Annotated in this window: 15 protein-coding genes and 1 tRNA gene; 10 read left to right on the top strand and 6 right to left on the bottom strand. The window is 70.3% G+C overall.

Annotated features, from left to right (window positions below):
* Positions 1-7 precede the first annotated feature (7 nt).
* The gene (locus PKE85_RS02330; RefSeq protein ID WP_271203179.1) at positions 8-256 is read right to left on the bottom strand and encodes a zinc-finger domain-containing protein; all 249 of its coding nucleotides are present in this window, start codon (positions 254-256) and stop codon (positions 8-10) included.
* Between the two features lie 145 nt (positions 257-401).
* Between PKE85_RS02330 and PKE85_RS02335 the strand changes: the two genes are divergently transcribed.
* From PKE85_RS02335 to PKE85_RS02365, 7 genes are all read left to right on the top strand, one after another.
* On the top strand, positions 402-1154 hold the full coding sequence (locus tag PKE85_RS02335) for an alpha/beta fold hydrolase (protein ID WP_271203180.1): 753 nt from the start codon (positions 402-404) through the stop codon (positions 1152-1154).
* A 122-nt stretch (positions 1155-1276) separates the two neighbouring features.
* Positions 1277-2101 carry a serine O-acetyltransferase gene (cysE, locus tag PKE85_RS02340; RefSeq protein ID WP_271203181.1) on the top strand — a complete coding sequence of 275 codons (825 nt, stop codon included), beginning with the start codon at positions 1277-1279 and terminating at the stop codon, positions 2099-2101.
* A 36-nt stretch (positions 2102-2137) separates the two neighbouring features.
* The gene (locus PKE85_RS02345; RefSeq protein WP_271203182.1) at positions 2138-2383 is read left to right on the top strand and encodes a hypothetical protein; all 246 of its coding nucleotides are present in this window, start codon (positions 2138-2140) and stop codon (positions 2381-2383) included.
* Between the two features lie 102 nt (positions 2384-2485).
* Positions 2486-2695: a DUF3126 family protein gene (locus tag PKE85_RS02350; RefSeq protein WP_271203183.1), complete on the top strand. Its 210-nt coding sequence runs from the start codon at positions 2486-2488 to the stop codon at positions 2693-2695.
* A gap of 71 nt (positions 2696-2766) precedes the next feature.
* A complete protein-coding gene (locus PKE85_RS02355) occupies positions 2767-3075 on the top strand; it encodes a DUF6949 family protein (protein ID WP_271203184.1) in 309 nt (102 codons plus the stop codon).
* A 40-nt stretch (positions 3076-3115) separates the two neighbouring features.
* Positions 3116-3646 carry a gamma carbonic anhydrase family protein gene (locus PKE85_RS02360; protein WP_271203185.1) on the top strand — a complete coding sequence of 177 codons (531 nt, stop codon included), beginning with the start codon at positions 3116-3118 and terminating at the stop codon, positions 3644-3646.
* A 159-nt stretch (positions 3647-3805) separates the two neighbouring features.
* Complete coding sequence (locus PKE85_RS02365) at positions 3806-5191, top strand: class II 3-deoxy-7-phosphoheptulonate synthase (RefSeq protein ID WP_271203186.1); 1386 nt, start codon at positions 3806-3808, stop codon at positions 5189-5191.
* 158 nt (positions 5192-5349) lie between these two features.
* Here PKE85_RS02365 and PKE85_RS02370 read toward each other — a convergent pair whose 3' ends face one another.
* Complete coding sequence (locus PKE85_RS02370; RefSeq protein WP_271203187.1) at positions 5350-5784, bottom strand: MerR family transcriptional regulator; 435 nt, start codon at positions 5782-5784, stop codon at positions 5350-5352.
* 66 nt (positions 5785-5850) lie between these two features.
* Between PKE85_RS02370 and PKE85_RS02375 the strand changes: the two genes are divergently transcribed.
* Together PKE85_RS02375 and PKE85_RS02380 are read left to right on the top strand one after the other, a co-directional pair.
* Positions 5851-7995: a heavy metal translocating P-type ATPase gene (locus tag PKE85_RS02375; protein ID WP_271203188.1), complete on the top strand. Its 2145-nt coding sequence runs from the start codon at positions 5851-5853 to the stop codon at positions 7993-7995.
* A 346-nt stretch (positions 7996-8341) separates the two neighbouring features.
* A complete protein-coding gene (locus PKE85_RS02380; protein ID WP_271203189.1) occupies positions 8342-8977 on the top strand; it encodes a transglutaminase-like cysteine peptidase in 636 nt (211 codons plus the stop codon).
* Positions 8978-9082: 105 nt separating this feature from the next.
* Here the strand turns inward: PKE85_RS02380 and PKE85_RS02385 are convergent, their stop codons facing one another.
* Positions 9083-9994 (bottom strand): MBL fold metallo-hydrolase, encoded by a 912-nt coding sequence (locus PKE85_RS02385; protein WP_271203190.1) that lies wholly within the window; start codon positions 9992-9994, stop codon positions 9083-9085.
* Between the two features lie 263 nt (positions 9995-10257).
* Here PKE85_RS02385 and PKE85_RS02390 point away from each other — a divergent pair.
* Positions 10258-10332 (top strand) — tRNA-Gln (locus PKE85_RS02390).
* Between the two features lie 506 nt (positions 10333-10838).
* Here PKE85_RS02390 and PKE85_RS02395 read toward each other — a convergent pair.
* The 3 genes from PKE85_RS02395 to PKE85_RS02405 form a co-directional block, all read right to left on the bottom strand.
* Positions 10839-11708 (bottom strand): tetratricopeptide repeat protein, encoded by an 870-nt coding sequence (locus tag PKE85_RS02395; RefSeq protein ID WP_271203191.1) that lies wholly within the window; start codon positions 11706-11708, stop codon positions 10839-10841.
* A gap of 332 nt (positions 11709-12040) precedes the next feature.
* Positions 12041-13615 (bottom strand): OpgD/OpgG family glucan biosynthesis protein, encoded by a 1575-nt coding sequence (locus PKE85_RS02400; protein WP_271203192.1) that lies wholly within the window; start codon positions 13613-13615, stop codon positions 12041-12043.
* Between the two features lie 75 nt (positions 13616-13690).
* The gene (locus tag PKE85_RS02405; protein ID WP_271203193.1) at positions 13691-16390 is read right to left on the bottom strand and encodes a valine--tRNA ligase; all 2700 of its coding nucleotides are present in this window, start codon (positions 16388-16390) and stop codon (positions 13691-13693) included.
* Between the last annotated feature and the right edge of the window lie 13 nt (positions 16391-16403).

A 16403-nucleotide genomic window follows, 5' to 3' on the forward strand; every position in this document is an offset into this window, starting at 1 on the left:
CGCCGTCTCAGGCCGCCGCCGGTCCGCGCCACAGGCAGCCGGCCGGATCGGACGCGTCCGCGTGCAGGCTCGCCCGGAACTTGTAGTGGGTTGAGCAGTAGGGGCAGATGATCTCGTCGTCCGAGCCCATGTCCAGATAGACGTGGGGGTGGTCGAACGGCGGCTTGGCGCCGATGCACTGGAACTCCCGCGCGCCGATGTGGATCACGCTCACGCCCGTGTCGTTGGCGAAATGCGGCGTTCCGTGGTCGGCCATGGCGCGTTCTCCCGGCGCTTCGAGGATGTGCGCCAAGGCTTAAGTCCTTCGCGGCCGCCCCACAAGCAGGTTCGGCTTTCGTATAAGCCTCAAGGCGGCTAGAACCGTCGCGGGAAAACGTAAGAAGCGGGAGTTCAGCCGCCCTATGCCGACCTTCGACTCCGACGGCCTGACGCTCGCCTATCGCGACGAGGGCGACGGCGATCCGATCCTGCTGATCCACGGCTTCGCCTCCAATCTCGACGTGAACTGGGTCGGGCCGGGCTGGTTCGACGTGCTGCAGGCCGACGGGCGGCGGGTGGTCGCCATCGACAACCGCGGCCATGGGGCGAGCGAAAAGCTTTACGATCCGGCGTTCTACGGCTCCGACCTGATGGCTCGGGACGCCGTCCGGCTGCTGGACCACCTGAACATCGCCCGCGCCGACGTCATGGGCTACTCCATGGGCGCGCGCGTCGCGGCGCTGCTCGCGATCGAGTCCCGCGGGCGGCTGCGCAGCGCCATCCTCGGCGGCATGGGCGACGGTCTGCTGCGCGGCGCGCCCTCCGCCGACGACATCGCCGAAGGGCTGGTGGCCGACAGCGTGGACGACATCGCCAACCCCACGGCCAAGATGTTCCGCCGCTTCGCCGAAGCGACCGGGGCCGACCGCCGGGCCCTTTCCGCCTGCATGCGCATGCAGCGCACGCTGGTGGATCCGGAAAAGCTCGGGACCATCACGACCCCGACGCTGGTCGCGGTCGGGACCGAGGACGAGGTGGCGGGCGATCCGCAGGCGCTCGCGGACCTGATCCCCGGCGCGGAGCTGCTGCTCATCCCGCGCCGCGACCACAACCGCGCGGTCGGCGACAAGGTCTACAAGGCCGGGGTGCTGAGCTTCCTCGAACGGCGGCCGTGAGCGGCGCCGCGCTTCGGTAATCCTGCGGCGCCGATTATTGCAGCCATGCGACTTTGATCGCCTGCGCGGCGCCCCATCTGTGGTATGGAGCGGGGGACCTTATGGTCCGGGAGCACAACGAGATGGCCAAACTGGCGCGCGCCGAAAGCCACAACCTGATGACGCTGGACCCCACCTGGGCGCGGATTCGCGCCGAGGCCGACGAGGTCGTGCGCCGCGAGCCGGAGATGGCGGGCTTCATGCTCGCCACCATCCTCAATCAGGACAGTCTGGAAAGCGCCGTGGCGCATCGTCTCGGCGCGCGACTCGACCGCGACGAGGTTCCGGGCGACCTGATCCGCCAGACCTTCGAGGAGATGGCGGCGGCCGACGCCGAGATTCCCCCTTCGCTCCGGGCCGATATTTCGGCGGTGGTGGACCGTGATCCCGCCTGCAACCGGGCGCTGGAGCCGCTGCTGCACTTCAAGGGTTTCCACGCCATCCAGACCCACCGTCTGGCGCACTGGCTGTGGACCACGGGCCGCCGGGACTTCGCGCTCTACCTGCAGAGCCTGTCGTCCTCGGTGTTCCAGGTGGACATCCATCCCGCGACCCGCATCGGCCGCGGCCTGTTCTTCGACCACGCCACCGGCGTGGTGATCGGCGAGACCGCGGTGATCGAGGACAACGTCTCGATCCTGCACGGCGTGACGCTGGGCGGCACCGGCAAGAGCAACGAGGACCGCCACCCGAAGATCCGCCACGGCGTGCTGATCGGCGCGGGCGCCAAGATCCTCGGCAACATCGAGATCGGCCATTGCTCGCGGGTTGCGGCGGGCTCGGTGGTGCTGCACGACGTGGCCCCCAACCTCACCGTCGCCGGCGTGCCGGCCCGCGTGGTCGGCGCCTCGCCCTGCGCGGAGCCGTCCCGCAGCATGGACCAGATTTTTTACGACGCCGGCATCTGAACGCGTCCCCCGCGTCGGCCATGAAGGCATAGCGTCATGTCGCGCACCCATCTTTTTCTCGTCCTCGCGGGCCTCACGCTCGCGGGTTGCGCTATCGATCCCGCGGAGCAGCGGGCGATGGACATCGCCCAGTGCCGCGAATACGGCATGCGGCCGGGCACCGAGGCCTTCGCCAACTGCCGCATGACGCTGGACGTGGAGCGCAAGCGCGAGCGCAGCCGCCGTCTCGACGATCTGGACCGGCCCTATTGGGGGCCGTACGGGCCCTACGGCCGCTGGTGAGAGCGGCTTGCCACGGCCGCCGCGCCGTGGCACTTCCGGCGTCCGACATCGGCCGCCGCTTCGGCCGCCGGCCCCTCATCCAGACCTCTCCGGGAGACGACCGTGGACAAGCTCGAACTCGAGCGCGTGCAGAGCTACATGCGCAAGCTGTTCCAGAACCAGACCATCCGGGTGACCAAGCGTCCGCGCAAGGACGACAGCGCCGAGGTCTATCTGGGCGACGAGTTCGTGGGCGTGCTGTTCCGCGACGACGAGGACGGCGATCTGTCCTACAACTTCCAGATGGCGATCCTCGAGACCGATCTCGACTGAACGTCCCGGATCGGGACGGCATGGGCCTTGCTGCGGAAGGGCGTCTGATCCACCGCGGCAAGGAGGAGCCCATGTCGCCCGTCCTCGCCAGCGCGCTGACGCTGGCCTTTGGTTTCGCCCTTTCAGGGCTCGCCGCCTCCGCCTTCGAGGCGGCCACCGCGCGGCGCGCCAGCTTTCGCCTGCTGCGCGCGCCGGACGTGCTGGCCGTGGTCGCGGTGCCGCTGGTCACCATCGCCGCGCCCTACATGATGGCGCGCAATCTGGCGGCGCTGCGCCGGGAGCGCCGATCCACGGTTCTGGGCGTCGCGGCCGGCACGGTGCTGGCGGGCCTGTGGAGCCTTGCGCTAGGGTCCGCGGCGCTGCAGGCGCTCGGCGTCTGACGCCCGGCGCTCCGCTCGAACAGGCAAGGACACCTCATCCATGGCGCTTTACGAACTCGACGGCGTTCGGCCGCAGACCCCCGCCAACGGACGCTTCTGGGTGGCCGACAGCGCGGACGTGATCGGCGACGTGGTGCTGGAGGAGGACGCCAGCGTCTGGTTCGGCGCGGTTCTGCGCGGCGACAACGAGCGCATCGTCATCGGCGCGCGCTCCAACGTGCAGGACGGCTGCATCCTCCACACCGACCCCGGCTTTCCGCTGACGCTGGGCGAGGACGTGACGCTCGGCCACAACGCCGTGGTGCACGGCTGCACGATCGGCGCCGGCAGCCTCATCGGCATGGGCGCGACCATCCTCAACGGCGCGAAGATCGGGAAGTCCTGCCTCGTGGGCGCCAACGCGCTGGTGACCGAGGGCAAGGAGTTCCCGGATTTCTCCATGATCGTCGGCTCGCCCGCCAAGGTGGTGCGGGAGCTGGGCGGCGAGTGGGAGATCCGCCTGCTCGGCACCGCCGGCCGCTATGTGGCCAACGGCCGCCGCTACGGCGCAGGATTGAAAAAGATCGGCTGACCGGGCTCCAGGATCGTTCTTTCTAGGCAAGGGGCGTGATCTGTCGCGCAATGGCGCTTTGCGTCGACAGGTGCTAGAAGCGCGGCCCACAAGCGGCCATATGACGCGCGGACGACGTTTTCGTCCCCGTATGGTCGCTTGAAGACCTTGGAGAGCATGATGTCCGAGCGTTGGAGCCCGTCCAGCTGGCGCAACAAGCCGATCGTCCAGTCGCCGGTCTATCCGGACACGGCCGCGTTGCAGGCCGCCGAGGCCCAGCTCGCCAGCTTTCCGCCGCTCGTTTTTGCGGGCGAGGCGCGCAAGCTGAAGAAGAAGCTGGCCCAGGTCGCGGCGGGAGACGCCTTCCTGCTGCAGGGCGGCGACTGCGCCGAGGCCTTCGCGGAGCATTCCGCCGACAACATCCGCGACTTCTTCCGCGTCTTCCTGCAGATGGCGGTGGTGCTGACCTACGCCGCCTCCTCGCCGGTGGTGAAGGTGGGCCGCATCGCGGGCCAGTTCGCCAAGCCGCGCTCGGCCCCGACCGAGACCGTGGACGGCGTGGAGCTGCCGATCTACCGCGGCGACATCATCAACGGCGCCGACGCCACGCCGGAGTCGCGCATCCCCGATCCGCGCCGCCTGCTGGAGGCTTACCGCCAGTCGGCCGCCACGCTCAACCTGCTGCGCGCCTTCGCGAACGGCGGTTACGCCAATCTCGATTTCGTGCATCAGTGGATGCTCGGCTTCGTGAAGGAGAGCCCGCAGTCCGGCCGCTACCAGGAGATCGCCGACCGCATCGCCGAGGCGCTCGACTTCATGCGCGCCTGCGGCATCGACCCGGAGGCGAACCCGGAGCTGCGGACCACCGAGTTCTTCACCAGCCATGAGGCGCTGCTGCTGGGCTACGAGCAGGCGCTGACCCGCGTCGACTCCACCACCGGCGACTGGTACGCGACCTCCGGCCACATGATCTGGATCGGCGACCGCACCCGCCAGCTCGACCACGCCCACATCGAGTACTTCCGCGGCGTGAAGAACCCGATCGGCCTGAAGTGCGGCCCGTCGCTGAAGCCGGACGAGCTGATGCGCCTGATCGAGGCGCTGGACCCGGACAACGAGCCGGGCCGGCTGACCCTGATCGCCCGCTTCGGCGCCGACAAGGTGGGCGACCACCTGCCGGGTCTGGTGCGCGCCACCAAGACGGAAGGGCGCAACGTGGTGTGGTCGTGCGATCCCATGCACGGCAACACCATCAAGTCGGCGTCGGGCTACAAGACCCGGCCGTTCGACCGCATCCTGCAGGAGGTGCGCGGCTTCTTCGACGTGCATTCGGCCGAAGGCACCCACGCCGGCGGCATCCATGTGGAGATGACCGGCAAGAACGTGACCGAATGCACGGGCGGCGCCCGCGCCATCTCGGACGCGGATCTGCGGGACCGCTACCACACCTTCTGCGACCCGCGCCTCAACGCGGAGCAGGCGATCGAGCTCGCCTTCCTGGTGGCCGAACGCCTCAAGAAGGAGCGCGTCGCCCGCGGCCGTCGCCACGTGGTGGCGGCCGAGTAAGGATCTTCGGACGGCGCGCCTTCAGGACGCGCCGTCCTTCCTTGCCGGGCGCGGCCGGACAGGGCCGTGCGGGGCGTTCTGGCTCCATGTGCGCGGCGGCGACCTCCATGAGACGCGGGACAGCCATTCGGCGACGTCTTTCGCGACGGCGCGGTCCGTCACGCGCCGTGGGGCAGGGGGGCTTGCCGCCCGCTCTCCGGCGACAGCGCCTCGATGATCCCGCAATCGCGCACCGCGCCGTGGCGGCATTGGTGCACCATGCCCTCGAGTTCGTCGCGCAGCGCGGTGAGGTCGGCGATCTTGCGCTCCACCTCGGCGAGATGGGCGCGCGCGATCTCGTCCACCGCCGCGCAGGGCCGGTCCCGCTGGTCGGCGAGGTCGAGCAGCGCCCGCACCTGATCGAGCGAGAAGCCCAGATCGCGCGAGCGGCGGATGAAGCTCAGCCGGTTCAGATGACTGCGGTCGTAGGCGCGGTAGTTGCCGGCGGTGCGGCGCGGCGGCGCCAGCAGGCCGATGCGCTCGTAATAGCGCACGGTCTCCACCTTGGCCCCTGCGGCGCGGCCCAGCTCACCGATGGAAAGAACGTCTGACATGGCTTGACCCTGTAGCGGCTACAGGGTCCATATGGTGCGTCACGTCGGAAGTGTCGAGGTGACGAGATGGCTGACCCCAGCGCGCTGAAGTTCCGCATCGAGGGCATGGACTGCGGGTCCTGCGCCGCGAAGATCGAGACCGCCATGCGGCGCCTGCCGGGCGTGTCCGAGGTCGAGGTCAGCGTCACCGCCGCCTCCATGGCGATCGCCGTGGACGAGGACCGCACCAGCCGGGAGACCATCCGGTCCAAGGTGAACGCGCTCGGCTTCCGGGCGCTCGACGGCGGCGAAGGCCACGGCCGCGACGGCCATGCCCACGATCACGGGCACGACCATGGCGGACCGGACGACCGGCCGTGGTGGCGCACGCCGAAGGGCGTGAACGCCATCGTCTCCGGCGCCCTGCTCGCGCTCGCCTGGGGCGTGTCGCTGGCGGAGCCGCACTGGGCCGCCTGGCCCTACGCGGCCGCGGCTCTGGTGGCGCTCGCGCCCGTGGTCCGGCGGGCGGCGGCCGGCGCGCTCAACGGCACGCCGTTCAGCATCGAGACGCTGATGGCGGTGGCGGCGCTGGGCGCGATCGCCATCGGCGAGGCTCCCGAAGCCGCGGTGGTGGTGTTCCTGTTCGCCGTCGGCGAGCTCCTGGAGGGGGTGGCCGCCAGCCGGGCGCGGGCGGGCGTGAAGGCGCTGGTGGCGCTGATGCCCAACTCCGCGCGCCGCATCCGGGGCGAGGCCATCGAGACCGTGCCGGCGTCCGACCTCGTGGCGGGCGATCTCGTGCTGGTGCGCCCCGGCGACCGCGCCCCCTCCGACGGCGTGGTGCAGGACGGCGTCTCGGACATGAACGAGGCGCCGATCACCGGCGAGTCCCGTCCCGTGCCCAAGGCGCCCGGCGCGACGGTCTATGCGGGCAGCGTCAACGGCGACGGCGAGCTGCGCGTCGCCATCACCAAGGCCGCCTCGGACAACACCATCGCCCGCATCGTCGCCATGGTGGAGGAAGCGCAGGCGACCAAGGCCCCCACCGCCCGCTTCATCGAGCGTTTCAGCCGCTGGTACACGCCCGCCGCCATGGTTCTGGCGCTGCTGGTGATCGTGCTGCCGCCGCTGCTCGCGGACGGCGACTGGCGCACCTGGATCTATCGCGGCCTCGCGGTGCTGCTGGTCGCCTGCCCCTGCGCGCTGGTGATCTCCACGCCCGCCGCCATCGCCTCGGCGCTGGCCGGCGGCGCGCGTCGCGGCCTGCTCATCAAGGGCGGGGCCGCGCTGGAGACGCTCGGCCATGTGACCGCTGTCGCCTTCGACAAGACCGGCACGCTGACGGAAGGTCGCCCCCGGGTCGTGGACGTTGTGGCGATCGACGGCGGGGAGGACGAGGCGCTCGCCAAGGCGGCGGCGGTGGAGCGCGGCTCCAGCCATCCGCTCGGGGCCGCGATCCTGGATGCGGCGCAGGCGCGGGGCCTCGCCGTGCCCAACGCCTTCGGCGGCTCGGCCGCTCCGGGGAAGGGCGTGACGGCCAGGCTGATGTCCGGCTTCGTCACCGTGGGCTCGCCACGGCAGGCGGCGGAGAAGGGCCTTCTTTCCGCCTCCGCCGCAGAACGGGTCGCCACGCTCGAGTCCGAAGGCAAGACCGTGGTGGCGGTGAGCGAGGGCGAGCGGCTGATCGGGCTGGTGGCCATGCAGGACACGCTGCGTCCGGACGCCGCCGCGGCGCTGGCGCGGCTGAAGGCGCTCGGCCTGCGCGCCATCATGCTGACCGGCGACAACGCCCGCGCCGCCGCCGCCATCGCGGGCGAACTGGGCGTGGAGCACAGGGCCGAGCTCCTGCCCGACGCCAAGCTGGCGGCGATCGCGGAGCTCGGCCGCGACGGCCCCGTGGCCATGGTGGGCGACGGCGTGAACGACGCGCCCGCGCTGGCCGCGGCCTCGGTGGGCGTCGCCATGGGGGGCGGAACCGACGTGGCGCTGGAGACCGCGGACGCCGCCCTGCTCTCGAACCGGGTGTCGGGCGTGGCCGACCTGGTGACGCTGTCCCGGGCGACGCTCTCCAACATCCACGTCAACGTGGCGCTGGCGCTCGGCCTGAAGGCCGTGTTCCTGGCCGCGACGCTCGTCGGCTGGGCGCCGCTGTGGATGGCGATCCTCGCCGACACCGGCGCCACCGTGCTGGTGACCGCGAACGCGCTGCGCCTGCTGCGGTTCGATCCCGCCTGACCCCACGTTCGCGCCAAAGCTGAACCGCGGCCGAAGGCCCGCCTGCCCGTAAGGGCGGCGGGCCTTTTTCATGCGGCCCGCGCGGAAAACCTGTCACAGGGTGAACCGTCTCTAAATCGCCCCCCGTTTTGACGCCCGCGCGTTAACACATGGCCAACCAAATGATCGCCTGCATTTCTTGCGCGAAACTGTCGTGGTAAACGAATTCACCCCCATATCTGTAAATAACTCGTCTCTATTTCATTTATGAAAAGCAAACATCGAATATAAAACTGCCCATCTCCATTTAGATGGAATTCAAATCCCATGTGAGATGGTCTTTCCCGGGACAGGACGGGAGACACCAATGACTAACCTTTTCAAGAAAAGCGCCGTTTATATTCTGTTTGGACTGATGACCGGCGGATTCACCCTGACGCCGGCGGCCTCCCAGACCGTCAAGGTGGCGCAGTCCACCACCATGGAGGTGATCGGCGGGGCCAAGCCGCCCATGGGCTGGCTGCAGTTCTGCAAGGCCTTCGCCAGCGACTGCGCCGTGAAGCCCGCCAAGCCGGTCCGCGTGAAGCTGAGCGCCGCCAAGCTCGCCGAGCTCGACCGGGTCAATCGCGCCGTCAACGCCGAGATCGCGCCCGTGACCGACATGGAGCTCTACGGCGTCGAGGAGCTGTGGACCTACCCGACCGAGGGCAAGGGCGACTGCGAGGATTACGTGCTGCTGAAGCGCCGGGCGCTGATCGAGGCCGGCTGGCCGCGCCAGGCGCTGCTGATCACCGTGGTGCGCGACCTGAAGGGCGACGGCCACGCCGTGCTCACCGTCGTCACCGACCGCGGCGACTACGCCCTCGACAACCAGGCCGAGGACGTGAAGCCCTGGGCCGACACCGGCTACACCTTCGTGAAGCGCCAGTCCCAGGCCGACGCCAACCAGTGGGTCCTGCTCGGCGACGGCATCGGCCCGGTGGGCGTCGCCACCGCGCCCTGATCGCCTGAGATTTGGAACACGCGGTCCGGTCACCCGTCCCCACCCCGTCCCCGACCGGACAGCGCCAGAGGCCGGCCCGCGCAAGCGGCGCCGGCCTCGCCGTTTTCAGGCGAGCCGATAGACGCCGTTAAGCCGCGGCGCGCCGTCGGTCTCCGCGAGGCCCCGCGCCACCAGATCCTCGAGATGGGCGAACACCGACAGGGCCGCCGCCCCCGACAGGCCCGGATCGAGCCCGCGGTAGAGTTCGGCCACAAGCTGCGCCGCCCGGCGCTCGCCCTCCTTCAGCCGGGCGAGGATCGCGGTCTCCCGCATCAGCCGGTGGCCGATCAGATGGCGCACGAAGGTGCGGGCCTGATCGAGCCTGGGACCGTGACCGGGGAGATAGATCTCCTCCTCCCGCGCCATCAGCCCGCGCAGCGAGGCCATGTAGGGCGCCATCGCCCCGTCCGGCGGCGCCACGATCGAGGTCGACCACGCCATGACGTGATCGCCCGAGAGCAGCGCGCCCGCGCCCGGCAGCGCGAAGGCGAGATGGTTGGCGGTGTGGCCCGGCGTCGCCACCGCGACCAGCGCCCAGCCGTCGCCCTCCACCGCCTGCCCGTCGGCGAGCTCCACGTCCGGCCGGTAGGCGGCGTCGGAGGAGGCGTCGAGCAGCGCGCCTTCGCCCTCCTCAAGCGCCCGGAACGGCCGGTGCGGCCCGGCGCCGTAGACCGGCGCGCCGGTGGCGGCCTTCAGCGCGGCGAGCCCGCCCACATGGTCGAGATGGCTGTGGGTGACGACGATGGCCTCCACCGTCTCGCCCGTCACGGCCGCGAGCAGCGCCGCGAGGTGCGCCTCCGAACGCGGCCCCGGATCCACGATCGCCACCCGCCCGCGCCCGACGACGTAGCTGTTGGTGCCGGTGAAGGTGAAGGGCGAGGGATTGGGCGCGAGCACGCGCCGCACGCCGGGGATGACCTCGACGGCGACGCCCGGCTCGGCGTCGCGGCTGCGGTCGAAGGTGAGGTCGTCGCTCATGATCCTGCTCCCCGGACGCCGTTTCGTGACGGAGGCCGCCCGTGGCCTTCGCGGCCGAAGCGCGCCGAAGGCCCCGCTCGTTCCGGCGGCGGGCGCTCGCCCGCGATGACGGGCGTCGGACCGCTCCCTACCGCAGTTCGCGCCGGACCGACACGCCCGATGAAAGCGGATGCGGGGGCGCGCGCAAGACTTTCGCGCGAAGCCGTTGCGCCGGGACCGCGCTTCCGGCTATCCATCCCGCTCGCGTCGCAACGGACGCGCGATGGGGCGTCGCCAAGCGGTAAGGCAGGGGATTTTGATTCCCCCATGCGGAGGTTCGAATCCTCCCGCCCCAGCCAAAATCTTGCATAAATAACTGAAATATATCGGCCAATTTCGTGGCGTCCCTCGCAGTTCGGCTGATCGTCTCAGTCGGCCGCCATCCGGCGGTCGCAGCGGGAGGGGCGCGCATGAAATGTCTCTTCGAACGCTGAGGCGTGTTTCTCCTCCGAAGGGCGGCGCCACGCGATCTCAGATCGGCGCCTCAGCGATCCGACTTGGTGGGAGCCTTCTCGTCCGCGATCGGCAGAAGCCGAAGTCCGGGCTTGGACTATAGGCTGGATCGCAACGCCTTTTCGCGAAAGCCCGCATGTCTCCCGAGTTCACCAAGGCCAAGCTCGCCCAGCTCGTCCCAGGTCTTTGCGACATCTTCCGGTCCAGCCAAACGTGACAGCTTCTGGCAAAGCCCGCGCGGTTCACTCGGCGCCGCGTGCGCCCGGTAGGGAGCCGCCATCAGCACACCCGCGCAGCCCGCCGGGGACGGAAGGCCGTGCAGCGAGCTTGGAGAGGGGCGCGCGTCGCCGCGTCAGCCGCGGTCGCTGCTCCAGGCGGTGACGAAATTGGCGGCGGCGGCGCGTTCGTCCGAGGAGGCCTTGGTCATGGCCTCGTCGTAGAGCTGGACGATCCAGGCGTCGGCGTCGCTGGCGGCTTCGCGGGCGAGGGTCAGCCACATGAGGCCGCGGGCCGCCTGACGCGGCACCTCGGCGCCGTTGAACAGCATGTGGCCGAGCACGGCCTGGGCCTCGCGCTGGCCCTTGTTGGCGGCGAGGCCGAGCCAGCGGGCCGCCTGCCGCACGTCCTTCTTCACGCTCTGGCCGTCGAGATACATGCGGGCCAGATTGTACTGGGCGTCCGGGTCGCCGAAATAGGAGGCGGCGTAGGAGAACATCTCGCGGGCGCGGGTGGCGTCCGGGCCGATCGGGCTGTCCGGGATGCCGTCGAGATAGTAGTTGCCGAGCGCCACGAAGGCGTTGGCCACGAAGCGGGCCTGCACCGTGTCCGGCGCGTCGTCGGCGTGGGCGTTGGCGATCTGGCTGAAATAATCGAAGGCCTTGACCTGATCCCGGTCGACGCCGTCGCCCTCGGCGTACATGCGGCCGAGCTTCCATTGCGCCATGGCGTGGCCGCGCTTGGCGGCGTCGATCAGCGAGGTGAGGGCGCTCGCCTTGTCGCCGGCGATGTAGGCGCGGGCGCCGGTCTGGAACTGCTCGAACGGCGAGGGCTCGGATTTGGAGGCGCTTCCGGCGCCCTCGAAGGCGCGGGCCGCGCCGCAGGCGCAGGTGAGGGCGAGCGTGGCGGCGAACAGGGCGTGGGATACGCGGACGGCGTTCCGGAAGGAGCTGCCGGGCGACAGCCGGAACGGACGCGGCGAAACGGGAGCCGCAGACCGGCTCATCCGTCCCCCAATGTCGAGTGCTCTCGCGTCCATGGTCCCGCTTATGCGCTGGCCTGACGGCCCCATTGAGGCGTCCGGCCGACGTTCCTGTGGCGGGATCCGGCCCGGGCGCCACGATCGGCGCCGACGGTTTCAGACCACTCGCGACCCGCTGACGGAACGCCCCGATCCCCCCGGATCGGCATTAACCAAGATACGCAGTGACTTCAGCAGGTTAGGCTTAGGGGTGATGGCGCTTTGTGGCGAGACGGCGGCGAATCTGTCCCTCCCGCATGGCGGTCCCCGCAGGGCGCGGGGTCTGTGTCGTTCATGCCACATTCAGAAAACCGGGCTCACCCGGCGCGGCGCCAGGGGAAAAGCCAGGTCTCGGTCAGCGTCTTCGCGCCCGCCTTGAGCACCGCGCGCACCACGGCCTCCTCGCCCGGCTGCTCGATCTCGTGGTCGAGGAACAGGCGGAAGCCGTTGATTTCCGGGTTCGGCACCACGAAAGCGGCGTTGATCTTGCCGGTGCTGGCGCTGGTTTCCGTCACCACCTTCCGCGGGTCGTCCAGCCAGTAGGCTAGGTCGCCGCCGGCGAAGTCCACGATGAAGCGGCGCACGTTCTCGGGCGCGGCGGAAGGATCGCCGGAGGCGCGGGGATCGGTGACGAAGGTGTGCAGCGCGCGCCCCTCCGGCGACAGCCGCTCGGCGAGCTTCAGCGAACGGATCTGGTACGAGAAGCGCAGGGTGGCGCCGGGCTCCGCGGCGGCGTCCGGCACCCAGTAGGCGACGACGTTGTCGAAGGTCTCGTGGTCGGTGGGGATCTCCACCAGCTCCACCCGGCCCGGCCCCCAGTCGCCCTGCGGCGCGATCCAGTAGCTCGGGCGCAGGTCGTAGCGCACCTCAAGGTCCTGATAATGCTCGAACAGCCGGTCGCGTTGGAGCAGGCCGAAGCCGCGGGCATGGCCTTGGGGAAACAGGGTCTTCTCCAGCTTTCGCGGATTGATCAGCGGCCGCCAGAGCCACTGGTCGTCGGCGCCGTGGACCAGCAGGCCGTCGGAATCGTGCACCTCCGGCCGGAAGCCGCGATACTGGCGGCGGTCGTTCTCGCCGTACTGGAACATGGAGGTGAGCGCCGCCACGCCGAGCTTCGGGATGCTGACGCGCGGGAACAGCGTTGAGCCCACGTCGACGGTGGTCTCCTCGCCGGGCGTGATCACCATGCGGTAGGCGCCGGTGAGCGACGGCCCGTCCAGAAGCGCGTGGACGACGATCCCGGTCGCCGCGGCGCCGGGCTCCTCGACCCAGAACTCCCGGAAGAACGGAAACTCCTCGGGCTGCTGCTCGCCGGTGCCGACGGCGACGCCGCGGGCGGAGATGCCGTAATGCTGGCCGGCGCCGAGGAAGCGGAAATAGCTCGCGCCGAGGAACACCGCCAGCTCGTCCGACACGGTGGGCTTGTTCAGCGGGTAATGCAGCCGGAAGCCGGCGAAGCCGAGGTCGATGGGCAGCCGGCCTGGGGCCTTGTTGCCGCCGAAGTCGAACAGGCCGGAATCGTAGGGGATCGGCGCCGGCACGCCCTCGCGCACCAGATTCACCACCACCGGCTGCTGGTAGAGGAAGCCGAGGTGGAACAGCTCCATGCTGAAGCCGCTGCCGCCCTTGGCGAAGTAGGCCCGGTCGCGCTTGAAGCGCACGTCGCGGTAGGCGTCGAAGCCCATGTCCTTCAGCGCCTGCGGCAGCTCCGCCTTCGGCTCGACGAAGGGCTCGGCCGCGAGCCGACGGGCGCGCTCGATCACCACCCCATGGTCGAAGACGCGCGGCGCGTCGCTGGGCGCTGGCGGCGGGGTCTGCGCGGAGACGCTGGCGCTTGCGAGCGCGCCGGCTCCCGCGCCGAGCAGAACGACGGCGTCGCGACGGGTCAGCATGGTGTTCGCCTCATTGAAAGTTCGCCCCGGCGGGACATAGGGCGGATGCGGCGGCGCAACAGACGCCGCCGCCGGTCACGATCCGCCGAGCTGGCGCAGCGCGGCCTCGATCTTGGCGAGCCGGGCGGCGTAGTCGGCGCGCTTCTCGCGCTCGCCCTCCACCACCTCCTCGGGCGCGCGGGCGACGAAGCTCTCATTGGCGAGCTTGCCGTCGATGCGCTTGATCTCGCCCTCGGCCTTGGCGCGCTCCTTGGCGAGGCGGTCCTTTTCGACTGCGATGTCGACCACGCCCTCCAGCGGCACGGCCACGATCTGGCCGCGCACCAGAAGCTGGATCGCGCCCTTGGGCGCGGCCTCCGCGAAGGAGACGCCGGACACGCGGGCGATGCGGGAGAGCGTCGGGGCCGCGCGTTCGGCGCGGGCCTTCAGCGCCGCGTCGGCCTCGACCAGCACCAGCGGCAGCGCGGCGGAGACCGGCACGCCCATTTCGGCGCGGGCCGAGCGCAACTCGGTGACGAGCTCCACCAGCCAGCCGATTTCGGCCTCGGAGCCGGCGTCGCCGAGCCCCTTGAGCGACGGCCAGCGGGTGAGCGCCAGCACGTTGGCCCGGCCGGCGGCGCCGGCGCGGGACGCCCACAGCTCCTCGGTGACGAACGGCATGAACGGGTGCAGCAGCGTGACCGACAGATCGAGCACATAGGCGACCGCGGCGCGGGTCTCCGCGGCGTCCGGGCCCTGGTCCTCGCCCTGCAGCACGGGCTTGGCGAGCTCCAGATACCAGTCGCAGACCACGTTCCAGACGAAGCGGTAGACGGCCGCGGCCGCCGCGTCGAAGCGGTAGGCCTCGAGCGCCGAGGTGACCTCCGCCGTCGCCTTCTCAGCCTCGCCGAGGATCCAGCGGTTGAGCGTCGCCTTCACCGTCGCCGGATCGAAGCCGGCGGCGGGCGCGCAGCCGTTCATCTCCGCGAAGCGCGAGGCGTTCCAGAGCTTGGTCGCGAAGTTGCGGTAGCCCTCGACGCGGGCGCGCGCCAGCTTGATGTCGCGCCCCTGCGCCGCCATGGCGGCGAGGGTGAAGCGCAGCGCGTCGGCGCCGTAGGCGTCCACCAGCTCGATCGGGTCGATGACGTTGCCCTTGGACTTGGACATCTTGGCGCCCTTCTCGTCGCGGACGAGGGCGTGGATGTACACGTCGCGGAACGGCACCTCCTTCATCACATAGAGGCCCATCATCATCATGCGGGCGACCCAGAAGAAGATGATGTCGAAGCCCGTCACCAGCGCGGCGTTGGGGTAGTATTTCGCGAGCTCCGGGGTCTCGTCCGGCCAGCCCATGGTGGAGAACGGCCAGAGCGCCGAGGAGAACCAGGTGTCGAGCACGTCCTCGTCGCGGGTCAGCGGGGTAGGGGCGCCGTAGCGCGCTTCGGCGGCGGCGAGCGCCTCCGCTTCGGTCTCCTCCACGAAGATCGCGCCGTCCGGCCCGAACCAGGCCGGGATGCGGTGGCCCCACCAGAGCTGGCGCGAAACGCACCAGGGCTGGATGTTCTCCATCCACTCGAAATAGGTCTTGGACCAGTTCTCCGGGATGAAGCGGGTGCGGCCGTCGCGCACGGCGGCCATAGCCTCCACCGCGAGCTTCGCGGCGTCCACGTACCACTGGTCGGTGAGATAGGGCTCGATCACCACGCCGGAGCGGTCGCCGTGCGGCACCTGATGGACGTGCGGCTCGATCTCCACCAGCAGGCCGCGCTCCTCCAGCAGCGCGACGACGCGCTTGCGGGCCTCGGCGCGGTCGAGCCCGTCGAGCGCCAGCGTCTCGGCGTCGGGCGCGGAGCCGTCGAGGAAGTCCTCGTTGCCGGCGAGCGTCACCGCGCCGTCCGGGGTGAGGATGTTGATGAGCTTCAGCCCGTGGCGCTTGCCGACCTCGAAGTCGTTGAAGTCGTGCGCGGGCGTGATCTTGACCGCGCCGGTGCCCTTCTCCGGGTCCGAATAGCTGTCGGCGACGATCGGGATGCGGCGGCCGACCAGCGGCAGCAGCACATGCTTGCCGATGAGATGGGTGTAGCGCTCGTCGTCCGGGTGCACGGCCACCGCCGCGTCGCCCAGCATGGTCTCGGGCCGCGTGGTGGCGACGACGATGGACTCGTCCGAGCCCTCGACCGGGTAGCGCAGGTGCCAGAGATGGCCCTTCACCTCCACCGACTGCACCTCGATGTCCGAGATGGCGGTGAGCAGCTTCGGGTCCCAGTTCACGAGGCGCTTGTCGCGGTAGATCAGGCCGTCCTTGTGCAGGCGCACGAACAGCCGGACCACGGCGCGGGACAGGCCCTCGTCCATGGTGAAGCGCTCGCGTGACCAGTCGCAGGAGGCGCCGAGGCGCTTCAGCTGCTTGAAGATCATGCCGCCGGACTCGGCCTTCCACTCCCACACGCGCTCGACGAACTTCTCGCGGCCCATGTCGCGGCGGCCGGGCTCGCCCCGCTGCGCGAGCTGGCGCTCGACGACCATCTGGGTGGCGATGCCTGCGTGGTCCATGCCCGGCTGCCACAGCACGTCCTTGCCGCGCATGCGCTCGAAACGGGCCAGCACGTCCTGCAGCGTGTTGTTGAGCGCGTGGCCGATGTGCAGCGAGCCGGTGACGTTGGGCGGCGGGATGACGATGCAGTAGGGTTCCGCGCCCGGTTCCGCGCCGGCGCCGGCGCGGAAGGCGTCCACCTCCTCCCAGCGCGCGCCGATGCGGGCTTCGATGTCGGCGGGGGCGTAGGTCTTGTCGAGCATGGCGGGCCTTCGG

The sequence above is a fragment of the Methylopila jiangsuensis genome, from assembly GCF_027922305.1.
GTDB classification, from domain to species: Bacteria; Pseudomonadota; Alphaproteobacteria; order Rhizobiales; family Methylopilaceae; genus Methylopila; species Methylopila jiangsuensis.